This window comes from Pseudoalteromonas sp. UCD-33C (assembly GCF_001306895.1).
GTDB lineage: Bacteria > Pseudomonadota > Gammaproteobacteria > Enterobacterales > Alteromonadaceae > Pseudoalteromonas.
This window is the reverse complement of sequence record NZ_LJTB01000016.1, coordinates 22141-40245: the sequence shown is the minus strand read 5'-3', so window position 1 is coordinate 40245 and position 18105 is coordinate 22141. Positions and strand designations below refer to the sequence as shown.

Genomic DNA, 18105 nt, shown 5'->3' with positions numbered 1-18105 from the left:
ATAATTACTCCATCATTTTTTCAATTGGCATAACAAGAATTGAGTTGGCACCCAGTGCTTTTAACTGTTCCATTGTTTCCCAGAAAAGGGTTTCGCTGCTAACCATGTGTAGTGCAACATAATCGTCGCTACCAGCAAGCGATAGTAAAGTTGGTTGGCCAGTACCTGGTAGTAAGTCGCATACTTCATCAAGCTTTGCTTTTGGTGCGTGTAGCATGATGTATTTACTTTCTTTTGCTTGGCGCACACCACGTAAACGCGGCATTAACGTGTTGATTAAATCAAGTTTGCTTTGATCAGTAAGGTCTTTATTTTGAATTAAACATGCATTTGATTCTAAGATGGTGTCGCCTTGCATTAAGCCGTTTGCTTCTAAGGTTGCACCGGTAGACACTAGGTCACAAATTGCATCAGCTAAACCAGCACGAGGTGCAACTTCAACAGAGCCCGTTAACATTACTGTGCTTGCATTAATGCCTTCACGTTTTAGGTATTGGCTTAAGATTTCTGGGTAAGTAGTGGCAATGCGTTTACCTTCAAACCAGCTTTTATCTTGTGGACCAAGTTCTTGTGGCCATGCAAGTGCAAGGCGGCAGTAACCAAAATCAAGCTTAGAAAGTTTATTTACCTCGAATGCCACGCCTTGGCGTTCGCGTTCGGCTTGAACTTCAACAAGTACGTTTTCACCAACGATACCTAGGTCACACACACCGTCCATTACTAGGCCCGGAATATCGTCATCGCGTACACGAAGTACATCAATTGGCATGTTGGTTGAATGTGCGATTAAACGTTGTTCACGAAGATTTAATTTAACACCAAGTTGTTTTAGTAACTCTTGGCAGTCTTTTGATAAGCGGCCGCCTTTTTGGATGGCGATTCGTAAACGGTTGGTATTGCTCATTATTCATTTTCCTTTAATTCAAAAACTAAAAACCCCGAGGGAACCTCAGGGCGAAAATAAATAATTTAGTTGATTGCTCGCCAGAGGTTCCTTTTAGGAATAACCTCTCAGCGAAAAACCTGACAGGCTATTCCGGTGAATGATGGTGATGATGGATAGTTGTCAGATTGAAGCGCATAATTTTTCCTGTGTTGCACTCGTTTGTGTAAACCAGTGCGTAAATCTGTTTAAATAAGTTACGTATATAGATAAACATGCTTTGCTAATCTATGGCAAGCATTTTTTTGCGAAATTAAAGTATATGCTATAACTGCCGATAATAAATGGATAGATAGGAGGTACAAATGGATATCATGATCCCCTTTTTAGGTCGAATTACGCGCTTACAGTTGGAAAGTAAAGGTGCGTTTCATATTGCGGGCGTAAAAGATGCGAACGTGCAGCGAATTGAGCTTGAAAAGCGCCAAAAACGTGAAATAGAACGCCGCAAAAAAGCCGCTAAAAAAGAAGATAAAGGCAACAAAAGTGCCATAGAAGAAGATGAAGAGGGTAATAAACACCTAGATACATGGGCTTAATACTCAATATAAAATTTGTTTTTATGCAACTGTGCGGTTTTTTCTGCTAACGTTAAGAAACACTTGTGTTGTAACTTACAAGGCAATTCAATGGAACGACCCTCAGTGCCATTAAATGAGCAAGCTAGGCTTGAAGAGCTTCGCTCATTAGATGTTTTAGACTCTCAAAGTGAACCCGCCTTTGACCGAATCACTCGCCTTGCCCAGCAATTTTTCTCTGTACCAATTTGTGTTATCAGTTTAATTGACGAGCACAGGCAATGGTTTAAGTCATGTGTGGGGCTCGATGTAACAGAGACCGCAAGAGACGTTTCTTTATGCGCCCATGCAATTTTATACAAAGACCCACTTGTGGTTGAAAATGCCTTAAACGATAAGCGTTTTGCTGATAACCCACTGGTAATGGGTGACCCAAATATTCGCTTTTATGCGGGCTGCCCAATTACACTTAAATCAGGAAATAGAATTGGCACTTTGTGCCTTATCGATCATCAACCGCGCAGTTTTAACAAACAAGAAATTAAAGCCTTACAAGACTTTGCAGCAATCGTCGAGCGAGAGTTTGCAATCATGCAGTTAGCAACTACCGATGAGCTTACTTTATTGCCTAATCGTCGCGGTTTTATTAGCACCGCAGAGCATTATCTTGATTTGTGTATTCGCCAGCATTTAAAAGCAAAATTAGTGTTTATTGATTTAGATAATTTTAAAGCGATTAACGATAAATTTGGTCATGCAGCCGGGGATAGAGTACTGAGAGATTTTGCAGGATTACTAGAGAACTGTTGTCGCAAGGCTGATTTATATGCACGTTTGAGCGGTGATGAGTTTGTGATTTTATTTACAGATTTAAATACCAGCGAATGCGACACCATAATGCAACGCTTGTTGTTGTCATTCAGTGACTTACCTAATAGCTTTAATAACCAAGTTGAACTTGGCTTTTCTTATGGTATTGCCGATTTTTCTGATCAGCAACCTTGTTCACTGACGAAGTTACTCGCTGTTGCAGACACGCGAATGTATGCCGATAAAGCACAAAAAAAGGCCCGATAAACGAGCCTTTAGAGCAAAAAGCTGTGCTTAATTTTTTGCTTCTGCTGATTGAATACTACTTTGGATCAACGGCGAAATTGTTAAACCTTGTACGATAATCGAGAAAATCACTACCACGTAGGTGACAATAACAATTAGGTTATGAAGGTCTGAGCCTGCAATCATTACTTGATCGCGTGGGATGGCAGCTGCCATTGCCAGCGCTAGACCACCCCGTAAGCCACCCCAAGTGAGTATTTTCACCGAGTGCTTATCGTATTGGCGATACTTTTTAAAGAACACAAATGGTGCACCTACACTTATAAAACGAGCCAGCAACACCACAGGTACCATCAGTAAACCTAAGCCAATTTCTTCAAGAGTAATCGGCATAGTGACGATGAGCATACCGATAATCAAAAACAGCAAGGCGTTTAAAAAGCTATCGGTGGCATGCCAAAAGTCTTTCACGTAGCGAGTATCTTCAGGCCCCGTACGCTCTGTTGCTTTTGAACGAGTAATATTGCCAAGTAAAATACCACTGGTGACCATAGCAAGTGCACCTGAGATTTCCCAAATATTCGCTGCTGCAAAGCCGGCTGTTGGAATGGTCAGGGTTAGTAGCAAACGAATGTTAACATCGCGGCTATTAATAATTAAAAAATGCCCGACTAACGCAATCACGAGACCAAACACTATACCACCAATTGCATCAACTAAGAACAATTCAGCAACGTCAGTAAAGGTGGCTTCGGTGCCATAAAAGGCCACTGAAAATATCGTTGTGAAAATCACCAAACCAATACCATCATTAAACAAAGACTCACCTTCAACTTGCACAGAAATACCTTCTGGGGCTCGCATTTGTTTAATAATGGCTAACACTGCAATCGGGTCGGTTGGGCTGATTAAAGCACCAAACAACAAGCAGTAAATAAACGGTACAGGCCAGCCTACAAAAGCAAACAAATAATAGCTTAAGTAACCAACAATGACCGTTGAGGTTATGGTTGAAAATAACACTAATGCGGTAATTTCCCACCGTTGTTTACGAAGGGCTGCTAAGTTGATTTCCAGCGCACCCGCGAACAGTAAAAACCCGAGCATGCCTTTTAGTAGCAACTGATTAAAGTTGATACTTGAGACAATTTGAGTCATTTCGAGGGCCGTGCTATCACCGAGCATTTTAACGGCAAGTATAAGAAGCAAAGAAATAACAACAGAGCCTGTTGTTATAGCAATCGTGGTTTGCATTTTGAGGATGTATTGGTTAGCAAAAGCAATAAAAATAGCTAATGCTGAAAGAAAACAAATGAGGTACCAAGCATTCATTGTTTGACCTTAAATATTTGTATAACAAGACGCAGAAAGCAGTCACTTTCTGGCCGCATATAGTACGCCTCTAATATAGGTATGTCACAGTGTTTATGCGATTTTTATGACATTTTAGAGTAAAAATTCAAGGTGCTGATTGCATATGTATAATCGCTGTTAATAATGTCTCAAAAGAGACAAAATAAACCCGACAAAAGCGCAATTATGATAAGTCCAGTTAGGTCAATCAGCCTGTTTAAACTGGGCTGATTCTTGGCTGGTATTAATAGCTCTGATTGGGTAAGGAATAACAATTCCTTCTTCTGCGTAACGTTGGTGTAATGCTTTAATAAAAGCTGATTTTACCCAAAAGCGGTTAAAGTACTCTTTTGCTCTTAACATCACCGTAAAATTGATGCTTGATTGATCAAATGTATGAAAGACCACAAAGGTTTCGTAATCATCAACGCCCCATTCATGACTTTTTAATATCTGCCTTGCTACATCCAACGTAACCTGCTCAACTTTTTCAAGGTCGGAGCCATAATGAACACCCACTTCGACGGGGACGCTGAGCTCTTTTTCTGGGTAAAAATAGTTAATGATGCGTGATTTAGACAGCTGACTATTGGGGATGACTATCATGTTATTTGGCAACATTTTTACCCAGGTTGAGCGCCAACCAATTTTCTCAACAAAGCCTTGGTCGCCACTTTCAAGCTCTATAAAGTCGCCGACCCGAATAGGTTTATCAATCACCAACTGAACGCCAGAGAAGAAGTTTTCGAGTGTCGGTTGCAAAGCCAAAGCGACGGCAAGAGAGGTAATGCCCAAAGAGGCAATAATCGGAGTGATTGATATACCCAACGTGCCTAATAACACCAATAAGCCAACACACACAATTGCGCAGCGGATCAAGCCTTTAATGATGCTATGACTATTCGAAACCACTACAGAGCGGGCGCTGTAATAATCAACGGTGCCAAATAAGAAATGGTCTAAAAATAACACTAAGGCAAAAATACAAATGGCTTTAGCGGTGGCCGCAATAGGTAAGGGGTGCTCAGCCATAAAGCCGGTGGTGTTTAATAACTGACCAAAAATGATCACAAGCACCATCATTGTGCATAAGGTTAATGGTGTAGACAGTGAGTCAACCAGTAATGAGTCGAAAACAAAGTCGGTTCGTTGGGTCCATTTCTTTAAGCAATAGATGATTACAAACTTTAATAAAAACAAAGCTGTGGCGGCTAATACAGTACCACCAATGACGACCAGCCATGGCTTATTTAGCCATTCGTTTTGTATCAGATCAGTAATCATGCTTAGTCCTTAAATCCTAGATACTTGGCATTGCTGCAAGTTATGTACCCAGACTTTTTTATGGATATCTAATCCTTTTAGCTGTGAATCACAAATAATGAGATGAGCAAAATAAAAACAAATAAAAGGTACAAATGTTTAATAAATGTTATTATTTTGTATCAATAATTTTACACTTTAAATGTATTTATTAACATTCTATAAACCTTTGAATTCCTATCCTGCTGTTAATTATGGCTTTTTAATTTAGAGCTAATACTTTATTTGTAAATTTTTTGTTTCATTTTCAATTTCGCTCCATTCAATCTAGGCTGGTCACTAATCGGGAACAGTGCAGTCCGGTTACTAGGAAAATATTAAATACATAACAATCTAACGGAGCGTAAACGTGAATTTATCTAAAATCACATTAGCAACTCTTGCTGCTTTTGCTTTGACTCAAGCAACAAGTGCAGTAGCTGCGAACAAGAAATACCTAAACGAACAAACAGGGATTAATCAAGCTTTGCAAACCAATGCATCATCTGTATTGAGTGCAAATCCAAATCAGTTAGTTGGTTTAGGTGCAGGGAATGATTTAGTTGTATTAAAAGAAATCAAAACCAGTAACGGCAACACCACGCGTCGTTATCAGCAGATGTATCAAGGTCTACCTGTTATCGGCGATACGGTTAGCCTTACATTTGATGGAAATGGCCAATTAAAGCGCGCACATGGTGCAGCGGTGTATGACATTGCCGCCGACATCGACTCAGTGTCTCCGGCACTAAACAAGAAAAAAGCAATGGCAAAAGGCCTGGCTAATTCACCTGCTGCAATTAAATCGGTTGGGTTAAAAAAGCATAATGAACAGTCACGTTTAGCAATTTGGCTAGATGAGGACAGTGTTGCACACCTAGTGTATGAAGTATCTTATGTGACGTATGGCGACAACCCATCTCGTCCGTATCAAATTATTGATGCTAACAGCGGTGAAGTTTTATTTAGCTTCGATAACTTACAACATGCTAGTGCAACAGGCCCTGGTGGTAACTTAAAAACCGGTAAATACATCTACGGTACTGACTTTGATAGTCTAGATGTTACTCAGTCTGGCAGCACCTGTACGATGAATAACGCCAATGTAAGAACCATTAACTTAAATGGCGGTACAAGTGGTTCAACAGCGTACTCGTTTACATGCCCAGAAAATACCTTTAAAGAAATTAACGGTGCGTACTCGCCTTTAAATGATGCGCATTATTTCGGTAACGTCATTTTTAATATGTATAACGATTGGGTCGGCACTGCGCCATTAACTTTCCAATTGAAAATGCGCGTTCATTACGGCAATAACTATGAAAATGCGTTTTGGGATGGCAGTGCCATGACCTTTGGTGATGGTCAAAATACCTTCTATCCACTGGTAAGTCTTGATGTATCGGCGCATGAAGTAAGCCATGGTTTTACCGAACAAAACTCAGGCCTTGTTTATTCTGGTAAATCAGGTGGTTTGAACGAAGCCTTCTCTGATATGGCAGGTGAAGCGGCTGAGTTTTACATGAAAGGCTCAAACGACTGGTTAGTGGGTCAGGAAATCTTTAAAGGTAACGGTGCACTACGTTACATGAATAACCCAACCCAAGATGGAAGCTCAATTGACCATCAAAACAATTACTACTCTGGTATGGATGTTCACTACAGCTCAGGTGTATTCAACAAGGCATTTTATAACCTTGCAACCACACCAGGTTGGGATACGCAAAAGGCGTTTGTTGTGATGGCACGCGCTAACCAACTTTACTGGACAGCCAGCACAAACTGGGATTTAGCAGGTAACGGCGTGATGGATGCGGCCTGTGATTTAAGCTATGACCCAGCAGATGTTCAAGCAGCTCTTGCGGCGGTTGGTGTGACTTCGAGCTTAAGTGCAGGTAGTAGCTGTGGTACAACTGAGCCACCTCCGGGCGGTGATGAAGAGCTAACCAATGGCGTTGCACGCACAGGGATCAGTGGCGCTGCTAAAGATCAAATGTTCTTTACTCTTGAGGTGCCAGCAGACGCAACGAATTTACAATTCAATACAACTGGTGGAAGTGGTGATGCAGATCTTTACGTTATGTATGGCGCAAAACCAACACTGAGCAACTTTGATTGTAAAAGCACTTCATCTACTAGCACAGAAAGCTGCGCTATAAGTAATGTACAAGCGGGTACTTACTACGTAATGGTAGAAGCGTGGAATCAAATTTCAGGTGTATCACTTACAGGTAGCTTTGATTCGGGCAGCGGTGGTGGTGTAACACCGATTAACCGTACTGAGTCTAACTTAAGTGTTGGCACAAATAGCTGGACTCGTTTCACTCAAGACCTAGATGCGGGTTATTCGTCACTTGATGTGACTATTTCTGGTGGCTCTGGTGATGCTGACTTGTATGTGAACTTTGGTTCGCAATCGACCACCTCTAGCTATGACTGCCGTCCTTATAAAAACGGCAATAGCGAAACTTGCACATTTACAAACCCACAAGCGGGTACTTGGTATATCGACCTTCGCGGCTATCGCGCTGCAAGTGGTGTAACACTCACCATTTCGGCTAACTAGCCACCCTTTTAGGGAGCTTCGGCTCCCTTTTTTTATTTTCATTAAAATGCAAATCATAAAAGGATTGATTATGACAACCCGCCTAACACAGTGCCTAGTGGGCTTTGCCACACTGTCACTGAGCCAACTAAGTTATGCAGCGCAAGACGAAACAATTTGGGTCACTATTGATGCCCTTGCTGCAGAGCACTTTCAACAAGATACAGTAAGTAAACGTAAACAAAGCAGTAATTTTGCGATGCAAAAATCGGCTTTGAATCAAGTTAATTTTATGCGCGTTAACAAGCAGGATATCGCTGGGTTAAGTGAGTTTATGCACGATAACTATCATCGCTGCGGTGGTTTTGTAGCCCATGACTCATTAGCAGATGCCGAGCTCTATACTCAGCAATTAAATACTGTAGCTCAGACAGCTATGAATGCGAGCCTAGTAAACTACAGTATTGATAATGCCGCGACAGTTAACGCACTAATATCATCGATTGATAGTAGCGAACTGAGCGATACGGTTAATAGCATGATGAACTTTCATAACCGATATTATTCAGTGCAAAGTGGTGTTGATGCAGCTGATTGGTTAAAGAGCCATTGGCAGCAAATAGCCAGTAGCCGCAGTGATATAAGTGTTGAGTATTTTAACCATAGTTTTTCACAATCATCAGTTATTGTGACCATTCCTGGTGCAGAAAAAGCCGATGAAATCGTCGTTATTGGTGGTCATTTAGACTCAATCAATCAGTCTAATCCAAGTAATGGTCGTGCTCCTGGTGCAGATGATAATGCCTCTGGTATTGCAGTGCTCACACAAACCCTCAAAGCAATTGTGGAAAATAACTACCAACCTCAGCGAACCATTCAAATTATGGGGTTTGCCGCTGAAGAGGTAGGCCTTAGGGGCTCAAAAGATATTGCCCAAAGTTATAAAACACAGGGTAAGAATGTTGTAGGTATGGTGCAGTTTGATATGACTGGCAATAACGGCAGCAACACAGATATTGTGATGATGACCGACTACACTAACTCATCGCAAAATCAGTATTTATCGCAGTTGCTCGATGCTTACCAGCCCACAGTGAGCTATGGCTTTGATCAATGTGGTTATGGCTGCTCAGATCATGCCTCTTGGTATCAACAAGGGTTTGCCGCCTCAATGCCATTTGAATCAACAATGAGTGATATTAACCCATTGATCCACACATCAAATGATGCCCAATTTGATGCGGCTCACGCGAGTAAATTTGCAAAATTGGCAGTGAGCTATGTTGCTGAAATGGCAAAGAACGCTGGTGATGTGGTAACTGAGCCGACTAATCAGCTTGAAAATGGCGTAGCTAAAACAGGTTTGTCGGGCGCAGCAAAAGATCAGTTATTCTTTACACTTGATGTACCCGCAATGAGCAGTAACCTTGAGTTTGTAACCGAGGGCGGCTCGGGCGATGCTGATTTATACGTTAAATTTGGCGCTAAGCCGACCTTACAGGATTTTGATTGTAAAAGCACAACCTCTACAAGTAATGAAAGCTGTGTGATGTCGTCAGTTCAAACTGGCACGTATCATGTCATGGTTGAAGCGTGGAATGAGATTTCGAATGTGTCACTCACGGGAAGTTATAGCACCTCAGGTGGCGGCGAAAACGTTGACCGAACTGAGACAAACGTGAGTGTGGCTACCGGAAGTTGGCAGCGCTTTACTCAACAAATACCCGCAGGCCTTAGTAATTTAACGGTGACGATTACTGGCGGTAGTGGCGATGCAGATTTGTATGTTAACTATGGCTCAGCGTCAACAAGTTCAAATTATCTATGTCGGCCGTACAAAAATGGTAACGAAGAAAGTTGTCAATTTGATAACCCACAAGCTGGCACTTGGTACATAGATTTACAAGGTTATCGAGCTGCATCGGGCGTTACATTAACGATTCAAGGACAATGATTTAAACCCAATCATACTTTTAACCATGAGGAAGCCTTGCTTCCTCATTTAGTCTTGCCCTTGGCAAGTCAGTTACGTAAAATCTGCCCATCACTTTTAATCTATTGGCGAAGTTTATCAAACAACTTTTCAGTGCCACTGGCCCCCTTGCACTTTCTCTTGATGGATATACTCCTCGGCAGCCACAAATTGACATGGCTGTTGCAGTTGATGATGCCTTAAAAAAACGTCACCAATTAGTGGTTGAGGCGGGCACAGGCACGGGTAAAACCTACGCTTACTTAGCGCCTGCGTTAAAATCAAAAGGCAAAACCATCATCTCAACGGGTTCAAAAGCACTACAAGAGCAGTTGTTTCATCGGGATTTACCCAACTTAGTCAAAGCACTAAGCGCCACTAAAAAAGTTGCCCTTTTAAAAGGCCGTGCGAATTATTTGTGTACCTATCGCTTAAGTCAGCATGTTGCGCATGTACCAACAGATGATCCTGATGTAATGCATCAACTCGCGATGGTGGCAAAGTTTGCAAGTGAAACCCGTTCAGGCGATTTAGCAGATTGTATTGGCATAGAAGAAGACGCCAAAGTACTGCCTTATGTTAGCTCAACCGCAGATAACTGTTTGGGTAAAGAGTGCCCCGATTTTCAAGATTGCTACATTCGTAAAGCCCGCTTAAATGCCATGGAAGCTGACGTGGTGGTGATCAACCATCATTTATTTTTTGCAGATATGGCTGTAAAAGATACAGGCTTTGCTGAATTAATGCCTACGGCAGACGCCTATATCTTTGATGAGGCGCATCAGCTCAGTGAAATTGCCAGTGACTATTTTGGTGAAAGTGTTAGCACCAAAAAGCTGGTGGATTTAATTAATGACTTACGAGCAATTTACCGTGCCGATATCCCTGACATGCTGCAATTAGGCAAAACTCTCAACAAGTTAGAAACTAGCGTGGCAGATTTACGCTTGCAGTTTGGGGTTGATGGTAGCCGTGGTGATTGGCGTGAAAAGCTGGCTGATAAAGATATTTGTGCAGCACTGCACCGGGTCATTAGCGACCTCGACTTTTTATACCAAGTATTAAAGTTATGCTTGGATCGTAGCGAAAAAATAGAGCATCCGTTTGAGCGTACGCTGGCCTTTAAAGGTCAGTTAGAGCGGGTATTTGATACAGCCCAAACGGGCTATAGTTATTGGTACGAAACCACTCGGCGATACCTAACGGTAAACATTACACCGCTCAATGTATCGGCTAAATTCGCACAAATGATGAAAGACACAGGAGCAGGTTTTGTGTTTACATCGGCGACTCTATCGGTCGATAACGAATTAGAACACTTTAACGCTAGCCTTGGTTTAAAACCAACGCAAAGCATGATTGTTGAAAGTCCGTTTGATTACCAACAACAAGCGCTACTTTGCTTACCGCGCTACTTACCTGAGTCTCATGCGAATAATATGCCCCATGCAATTATCAAGCTGACCCTTGAGTTGATTAAATCAGCAAAAGGTCGCTGTTTTGTGCTGTTTACTAGTTATCGTATGATGCACTTAGTGGCTGAAGGTTTAACCACACAAATGGATTATCCGGTTTATATGCAAGGACAAATGTCTAAACGCATTATCCTTGAGAAGTTTACCCGTCACGGAAATGCCGTTTTACTCGGCACAGCCTCATTTTGGGAAGGCGTAGATGTTAGAGGCAGCACATTAAGTTGTGTTATCATTGATAAATTGCCGTTTGCCGCACCTGATGACCCATTATTGCAAGCAAAAATGCAAGATTGCCAGTTACAAGGCAAAGACCCATTTGCCCATATTCAATTACCCCAAGCGGTCATTGCATTAAAGCAAGGGGTAGGGCGACTTATTCGCGATAGTAAAGATAAAGGTGTGTTGGTTATTTGTGATAACCGCTTAGTAACACGCCATTACGGCCAAGTATTTTTAAAAAGTTTGCCACCCATGCGCCGCACACGCGATTTAGCAATGGCAAACGCGTTTTTAGAACAGATCAATTAGAGTAACTTAGATGATTAAACACAATATTCTTGCCTTAGATGCATCAACTGAAGCTTTATCGCTGGTGCTACATTATCAAGGGCAAACATTTCATCATTTTGAAGAGTGCCCTCAGCAGCACAGTCAAAAGATTTTGCCTTTAATTGATGAGTTACTCGCAAAGGCACAATGTAAACTAGCCGACTTAGATGTGATTGGCTTTGGTCAAGGACCGGGTAGCTTTACTGGCGTGCGTATTAGTGTTGCGATTGCTCAAGGTTTAGCGTATGCCGCACGCTTACCTTTGGTTGGCGTATCAACATTGCAGATGATGGCACAACAAGCGTTTGAGCAAGACCAAGCTAACGATGTGTTTTCTGCGATTGATGCACGTATGGGTGAGATTTATTACGCTCATTATAAAGCTGATGATAATGGCTTAATGACGCTAGTTGATGAAGAGCAAGTCATTAAACCTGAGTTGCTAACGTTACCTGGAACAACAGCGGCAGCGGTGGGTACGGGTTGGCAGACCTATCCTGCACTTGTTACAGGTTTGGCAAATGTAAGCTTAAATGAAAACATTTTACTGCCTGATGCAAAGTACATGCTGGCCTCGGTTGCCACTGCATTCGCTAGCGGTGAAACGGTGACTGCAGCCAATGCACAGCCTAAATATGTTCGTGATACAGTGACTTGGAAAAAGCTACCAGGCCGAGAGTAACTGAAAGAATAACGGGACTTGCGTGCCCGTTAGTTATGGCACATAATTTATTCATGTTTGATTTGGAATTACGAGTTTGACTTTACCTATTGGCTCAGGCTTTTATACCGGTGACATTCCCGGTCAATATAGCCGTAAAAATACCGTTACTGATAAGCCCAAAGCTATATCAGAGCAAACGGCTGAGCAAAAATCGTCAACAGAGTATGTTAAATCAAGCCCTCAAGCTGTTGCTATTGCTGATGAATTTAAAGCTGAGTCGCAAAACTATCAGCAAACAATTTATGACAAACCAAGCAACCCAAAAACCAGTCGTGCTATTTCAACCTATACAGAATTTGCTAACTTAGAGCGCCGCGCCGAAGTGCAAAGCCTTATTGGCGTTGATGTATATGCTTAGCTAACTGGTATAATTGGTGAAACTGAATTCACAAAAAAGCCTAAACAAATTGTTTAGGCTTTTTTTATGATTGGACGGTATTCAATATAAATTACTGTTTAATATAATCAATCAGTTTGTCGGCAATCGCAGTATTGTTTTGCGAACCGTAGAAATCTTCAGCACGTTTACCATAGGCAAATACTTGTACATCAATAGCGGTGTGGCCGCCAGTAGTCCAACCTGTGAAGCTGGCATGATTGATAATATCTTTTACTGCAAGTAGTAGTGCTTTATCACCCATTTTCTTAGCTTGGCTAAGCTTAATGCTGTTTGCATCAGTAAACTCGATATCAGAATACTTTTGCCATACTGCTTTTAAATCATCGCTTTCAAGTAGATCTTTTGTGATAGTGCCAGCTGTTGCTTTAACACCTTTAACAACGTCAGTTTCCCACTTATATTGACCATGAGCACCAAGTGTTAAGCCACCTGTTGAGTGGTCGGCGGTGATAACAAGCAGGGTATCAGGGTTTTTATCTACATACGCTTTTGCTTGTTCAATCGATTTAGCAAAGTCGTCCATTTCGCCCATTGCGCATGCGATGTCGTTTGCATGACCACACCAGTCAATTTGGCTGCCTTCGATCATCACAAAGAAACCTTTGTCGTTTTGACCATCAAGTAAATCAAGCGCTTTAGTTGTCATTTGCGTAAGGCGCGTTGGATTTTCGTCAAGCGCAAACGGTAAACCGACTTCAGCAAATAAACCAAGAGCAGGAACTTGCTTCAAGTCATTCATTGCTGCGAAGTCATCGCTGTACTGATAGCCAGCCGCTTTAAACTCTTCTACTAGGTTACGGTCTTCACGAACGTAATATTTCGTGCCGCCACCTAGCATTAAATCAACCGGTAATTTACCCGCGATTTTGTTATCGATATAGTCGTTAGCAATCTCGTCGTAGTTACGGCGTGATTCATTGTGTGAAGCAAAGCTTGCTGGTGTAGCGTGATTGATTTGCGAAGTAGCTACGAGTGCTGTTGTCATGCCACGCTCTTTGGCAACTTCAAGCATAGTTTTTACTGGTTTTTTATCAGTATCAACAGCAATTGCGCCATTATAACTCTTATGACCACTGCTCAGTGCTGTTGCACCTGCTGCGCTGTCTGTTACATAGGTATGATCGTCAGGGTAGGTATGTGCCATACCACGCAAAATAGTATCGAAAACAGTTGGGTCAACAACTTTAGTATTTGGATCATCTTTAAAGTAACGATATGCAGTTGTGTACGCCGGGCCCATACCATCACCAATCATATAAATGATGTTTTTTGGTGCTGATTCAGCCATTACTGAGCCTGCTGAGCATAATAATGCTAAAAGACTTAATTTTAATTTCATTGATGTAACCTTATTATTGTGCCCTTATTTATACTGCGAGGATTATTGTATACTAGCCAGACGATAAATAAACGCCTTTAAGTTGAAACGCTTAATAAATAGGAGCAATTGTGCAACCTTTTTCTTTTCAAACTGGCACTCAGGCAATGCATGGCCTAACCTTTGGTCATGGCGAAGAGGTTGTGGTTGCCTTACATGGTTGGCTTGATAACGCACATAGTTACATACCTATGTTACAAAACGCGCAGTTAAACCAGCGTTGGTATTGCCTTGATTTTCCTGGCCATGGTTTGTCTGATTGGCGAAGCAGTGACGCCCATTATTACTTTATTGATTATGTTGATGACGTCTATCGGTTTATTGAGTCACTTGATGTAACGAAAGTGCATTTAGTTGGCCATTCTATGGGCGCTATGGTCGCTGGCGTTTTTGCGAGCTGCTTCCCTGAAAAGGTGGCATCGGTAAACTTTATTGAGGGAATTGGCTGCGTTACAACCAACAGCAATGAAGTGAGCGGCCAACTTCGTAAAGCGATATTAAATAGAGCGCGGGTAAACAGTAAAGGCCCTCGCGCATTTGACTCAATAGCGCACATTATTAGTGCAAGGCTTGCAAGTGGCGACCTTGAATACCCACAAGCAGAGCTTTTAATGACACGAAATAGTTACGAAAAAGCAGGGAAGTGGTATTTAACAACCGATCCTAAGCTTAAAAATCACTCAGGATTTCGCTTTGATGAGGCGCAATGTATTGCAACCATCAAACAAATTACCGCACCATGTCAGCTTATCCTAGGGGATAAGGGTTATCCTTTTGTTAGAGATAACCTAGAGGCATATGGTAAATATTACAAGGAGTTAAAAATTCATGAGATACCTGGAGGTCACCATTGCCATATGCAAAGTCCTGCATTAACCTTAGAGCACATTCATGCATTTATTGGGCAGTATAAAGCAAGTTAATTGTATAATTGCACCAAATGTGGGATTATCTGCACCATTAGAGTATTTACTCCATTGAGAAACGGCCTTAGTTAGATTAAGGTTATTAAAAAATATAATTATAAACAGGAGCTAAGAGTGGAAAAAATCTGGCTTAAACGCTACCCAGAAGGTATGCCTGAAACAATCGACCCTGAGCATTATCACTCGCTACTCGACTTGTTTGAAAAAAGTTTTGCTGACTATAGTGACCTTCCAGCCTTTACCAACATGGGTAAAGTGTTGACCTATAGTGAGTTAGACAGTGCTACAAAACGTGTTGCGTCGTACATTCAAAATGATCTTGGTCTGAAAAAAGGCGATAAAGTAGCGGTGATGATGCCGAATCTACTACAAACGCCTGTGACTATTTTAGGCATTCTTCGTGCCGGCTGTGTAGTGGTAAACGTAAACCCACTTTACACCGTGCGTGAATTAGAGCATCAGTTAAATGACTCTGAGTCATCAGCAATTTTCATTCTTGCTAACTTTGCCGATACCCTAGAAAAAGCATTACCAAAAACCAACGTTAAGCACATCGTGGTTACTCAAGTGGGTGATATGGTGGGAGGCCTTAAAAAGCACATCGTAAACTTTGTGGTTAAGCACGTTAAGAAAATGGTGCCTAGCTACACATTGCCAAATGCAATCAAATTTGCAGATGCGCTTGCTGGTAACGAAGCGAGCTACAAAAAGCCAGAAGTTGATTTAAATGACTTAGCATTCTTGCAATACACAGGTGGTACAACCGGTGTATCTAAAGGTGCAATGCTTTCTCATGGCAACATGGTTGGTAACCTTGAACAAGTATCAGGTTGTTTAGACAAAGTATTAGAGCGCGGAAAAGAAGTGGTTATTACGGCACTGCCGCTTTACCACATCTTTGCTTTGACTGCGAACTGCCTAACATTTATGAAATACGGTGGTTTAAACGTACTTATTACAAACCCTCGTGATATGCCTGGCTTTGTAAAAGAGTTAGCACAACACAAGTTTACCGCGGTAACGGGTGTAAATACCTTATTCAACGGTTTACTAAATACCCCAGGTTTTGCTGAACTTGATTTCTCAAGCTTAAAAATGTCACTTGGCGGTGGTATGGCGGTACAGCGCCCAGTTGCTGAAAAATGGCAAGCTGTAACGAAAACAAAATTAATGGAAGGTTATGGCCTAACTGAGTGTGCACCACTTGTAACTGTTAGCCCTTACGACCTTGAAGGTTATAACGGTTCAATTGGTTTACCTGCTCCTAGCACTGAAATTAAGCTTATGCTTGAAAATGGTGAAGAAGCAGCAAAAGGGGAGCCAGGCGAGCTTTGGGTTAAAGGCCCACAAGTTATGCAAGGTTACTATAACCGCCCAGATGCAACAGCCGAGTGCTTAAAAGACGGTTGGTTTGCAACAGGTGATATTGCAACTTACGATGATGAAGGTTTCTTCTATATTGTTGATCGTAAGAAAGACATGATTATCGTATCTGGTTTCAACGTGTTCCCAAATGAGATCGAAGAAGTTGTTGCTATGCACGATGGCGTGCTTGAAGTAGCAGCTATTGGTATTCCTCATGAGGTCAGTGGTGAACAAGTTAAAGTTTTTGTCGTGAAAAAAGATCAATCTTTAACTGAAAAAGATATAATAAAGCACTGTCGTGATAATTTAACGAACTATAAGGTGCCTAAACTCGTTGAGTTTAGAGATGAACTACCAAAAACAAACGTTGGTAAGATTCTAAGAAGAGCCTTAAAGGACGAACAAAAATAATTAAAGCCGGCATTAGCCGGCTTTTTTATGGTAATGAAAGGGGTATAAGTGCAATATCAACTGATCGAAACGCAAAATCAATTAAATGATTTTGTAGAAAAAATAACAGGAAAACCGGTACTGGCAATTGATACCGAGTTTATGCGTCGTCGTACGCTTTACCCTGAAGTTGCACTTATTCAAGTATACGATGGTGAGCATTTAGCGTTAATCGACCCTCTGGCTGAGTTGTCGCTTTTTGATTTTTGGCAAGTACTTAAAAACCCAGAGGTGTTAAAAGTATTGCATTCACCGTCAGAAGATATTGAAGTGTTTCTAAAATACGCTGGCTTTGTACCAACACCGCTGTTTGATACCCAGTTTGCTCTACAAATACTAGGTCATGGAAACTGCATGGGCTTTGCCCACATGGTTAAAGAGTTGCTTGATATCGAAATTGATAAAAGTGAATCACGCACTAACTGGCTACAGCGCCCACTCACAGAAAAGCAGCTAGATTATGCCGCTGCAGATACGTACCACTTACTGCCTTGTTTTGAAATTATTAAAAAACAAATTGATGAAGCTGGCTTTTTTGACATTGTGATCAGCGAAAGCGAGTTAGTCGCGCAAAAACGTGCTTACCAACCACCAGCAGATCAGCTTTATAAAGATATTAAAAATGCTTGGCAATTACGACCGCACGACTTAGCAGTATTACGCGAACTTGCCGCATGGCGCCGTGAAAAGGCAGAGCGCAAAAACCTCGCGCTTAATTTTGTGGTAAAAGAGCACAACATGGTTGAAATAGCTAAGCGTAAGCCTGCAAGTTTAAATGCGTTACGCAGAGTGCCGGGTGTTGAGCCAATGGAAGTGAACCGTTCGGGCGTAGAAATTTTAAAATGTATTGAGCGTGGTAAAGCCGTTCCTGTAAGCGAACAACCTGCACAATTAAAACGTTTAATCGATTTTCCGGCATATAAAAAAGCCGCTAAAGATATTAAACAAAAAATCACCAAAGCTGCAAAAGAGCAGGGTATTCCTGAAGATGTATTGGCCTCTAAAAAACAGATTAACCAACTGATCAGCTGGAATTGGAAGCTCGATGCAGATGAGCGTAAAGCTGCATCAAAGCCAGATCTATTCAACTCATGGCGCTATGAGTATGTGAAAGACGTACTTAAAGAGTGGCAAAATTAAGTAACTATT

The 18105-nt window shown here is 41.6% G+C and carries 14 protein-coding genes; 10 read left to right on the top strand and 4 right to left on the bottom strand.

The genetic code is table 11. From position 1 onward, the window contains the following. Positions 1 to 4: 4 nt before the first annotated feature. The gene (gene hisG, locus AOG26_RS18825) at positions 5 to 904 is read right to left on the bottom strand and encodes an ATP phosphoribosyltransferase (RefSeq protein WP_054563881.1); all 900 of its coding nucleotides are present in this window, start codon (positions 902 to 904) and stop codon (positions 5 to 7) included. Between the two features lie 344 nt (positions 905 to 1248). On the opposite strand from hisG, the gene AOG26_RS18820 reads away from it, so the two are divergent. Next, positions 1249 to 1482, top strand: coding sequence for a hypothetical protein (locus tag AOG26_RS18820; protein ID WP_054563880.1), 234 nt, complete (start codon positions 1249 to 1251; stop codon positions 1480 to 1482). Positions 1483 to 1572: 90 nt separating this feature from the next. After that, positions 1573 to 2538, top strand: coding sequence for a sensor domain-containing diguanylate cyclase (locus AOG26_RS18815; RefSeq protein WP_054563879.1), 966 nt, complete (start codon positions 1573 to 1575; stop codon positions 2536 to 2538). Positions 2539 to 2565: 27 nt separating this feature from the next. Here AOG26_RS18815 and AOG26_RS18810 read toward each other — a convergent pair whose 3' ends face one another. Together AOG26_RS18810 and AOG26_RS18805 are read right to left on the bottom strand one after the other, a co-directional pair. Beyond that, a complete protein-coding gene (locus AOG26_RS18810; RefSeq protein WP_054563878.1) occupies positions 2566 to 3849 on the bottom strand; it encodes a cation:proton antiporter in 1284 nt (427 codons plus the stop codon). Positions 3850 to 4074: 225 nt separating this feature from the next. Then, the gene (locus AOG26_RS18805; RefSeq protein ID WP_082401747.1) at positions 4075 to 5154 is read right to left on the bottom strand and encodes a mechanosensitive ion channel family protein; all 1080 of its coding nucleotides are present in this window, start codon (positions 5152 to 5154) and stop codon (positions 4075 to 4077) included. 388 nt (positions 5155 to 5542) lie between these two features. On the opposite strand from AOG26_RS18805, the gene AOG26_RS18800 reads away from it, so the two are divergent. The 5 genes from AOG26_RS18800 (at position 5543) to AOG26_RS18780 (ending at position 12795) form a co-directional block, all read left to right on the top strand. Continuing rightward, positions 5543 to 7738 (top strand): M4 family metallopeptidase, encoded by a 2196-nt coding sequence (locus AOG26_RS18800; protein ID WP_054563877.1) that lies wholly within the window; start codon positions 5543 to 5545, stop codon positions 7736 to 7738. A gap of 70 nt (positions 7739 to 7808) precedes the next feature. After that, positions 7809 to 9671 (top strand): M28 family metallopeptidase, encoded by a 1863-nt coding sequence (locus AOG26_RS18795; protein WP_082401745.1) that lies wholly within the window; start codon positions 7809 to 7811, stop codon positions 9669 to 9671. Positions 9672 to 9775: 104 nt separating this feature from the next. Further along, a complete protein-coding gene (locus AOG26_RS18790) occupies positions 9776 to 11692 on the top strand; it encodes an ATP-dependent DNA helicase (RefSeq protein ID WP_054563876.1) in 1917 nt (638 codons plus the stop codon). Positions 11693 to 11702: 10 nt separating this feature from the next. Further along, positions 11703 to 12395: a tRNA (adenosine(37)-N6)-threonylcarbamoyltransferase complex dimerization subunit type 1 TsaB gene (gene tsaB, locus AOG26_RS18785; RefSeq protein WP_054563875.1), complete on the top strand. Its 693-nt coding sequence runs from the start codon at positions 11703 to 11705 to the stop codon at positions 12393 to 12395. Between the two features lie 76 nt (positions 12396 to 12471). Next, positions 12472 to 12795, top strand: coding sequence for a hypothetical protein (locus tag AOG26_RS18780; RefSeq protein ID WP_054563874.1), 324 nt, complete (start codon positions 12472 to 12474; stop codon positions 12793 to 12795). Between the two features lie 91 nt (positions 12796 to 12886). Here AOG26_RS18780 and AOG26_RS18775 read toward each other — a convergent pair whose 3' ends face one another. After that, a complete protein-coding gene (locus AOG26_RS18775) occupies positions 12887 to 14176 on the bottom strand; it encodes an alkaline phosphatase (RefSeq protein ID WP_054563873.1) in 1290 nt (429 codons plus the stop codon). A gap of 110 nt (positions 14177 to 14286) precedes the next feature. Between AOG26_RS18775 and AOG26_RS18770 the strand changes: the two genes are divergently transcribed. The 3 genes from AOG26_RS18770 to rnd all read left to right on the top strand — a co-directional run bounded on the left by AOG26_RS18770 (position 14287) and on the right by rnd (position 18096). Next, positions 14287 to 15138: an alpha/beta fold hydrolase gene (locus tag AOG26_RS18770; protein ID WP_054563872.1), complete on the top strand. Its 852-nt coding sequence runs from the start codon at positions 14287 to 14289 to the stop codon at positions 15136 to 15138. 117 nt (positions 15139 to 15255) lie between these two features. Continuing rightward, positions 15256 to 16917, top strand: coding sequence for a long-chain-fatty-acid--CoA ligase FadD (gene fadD / locus AOG26_RS18765; protein ID WP_054563871.1), 1662 nt, complete (start codon positions 15256 to 15258; stop codon positions 16915 to 16917). Positions 16918 to 16965: 48 nt separating this feature from the next. Beyond that, positions 16966 to 18096, top strand: a complete 1131-nt coding sequence (gene rnd / locus AOG26_RS18760) for a ribonuclease D (RefSeq protein ID WP_054563870.1) — start codon at positions 16966 to 16968, stop codon at positions 18094 to 18096. Positions 18097 to 18105: the final 9 nt, after the last annotated feature.

Coding starts and splice junctions, on each gene's coding strand:
- hisG (WP_054563881.1), bottom strand. CDS start 904: ATGAGCAATACCAACCGTTTACGAATCGCCATCCAAAAAGGCGGCCGC.
- AOG26_RS18820 (WP_054563880.1), top strand. CDS start 1,249: ATGGATATCATGATCCCCTTTTTAGGTCGAATTACGCGCTTACAGTTG.
- AOG26_RS18815 (WP_054563879.1), top strand. CDS start 1,573: ATGGAACGACCCTCAGTGCCATTAAATGAGCAAGCTAGGCTTGAAGAG.
- AOG26_RS18810 (WP_054563878.1), bottom strand. CDS start 3,849: ATGAATGCTTGGTACCTCATTTGTTTTCTTTCAGCATTAGCTATTTTT.
- AOG26_RS18805 (WP_082401747.1), bottom strand. CDS start 5,154: ATGATTACTGATCTGATACAAAACGAATGGCTAAATAAGCCATGGCTG.
- AOG26_RS18795 (WP_082401745.1), top strand. CDS start 7,809: ATGACAACCCGCCTAACACAGTGCCTAGTGGGCTTTGCCACACTGTCA.
- tsaB (WP_054563875.1), top strand. CDS start 11,703: ATGATTAAACACAATATTCTTGCCTTAGATGCATCAACTGAAGCTTTA.
- AOG26_RS18775 (WP_054563873.1), bottom strand. CDS start 14,176: ATGAAATTAAAATTAAGTCTTTTAGCATTATTATGCTCAGCAGGCTCA.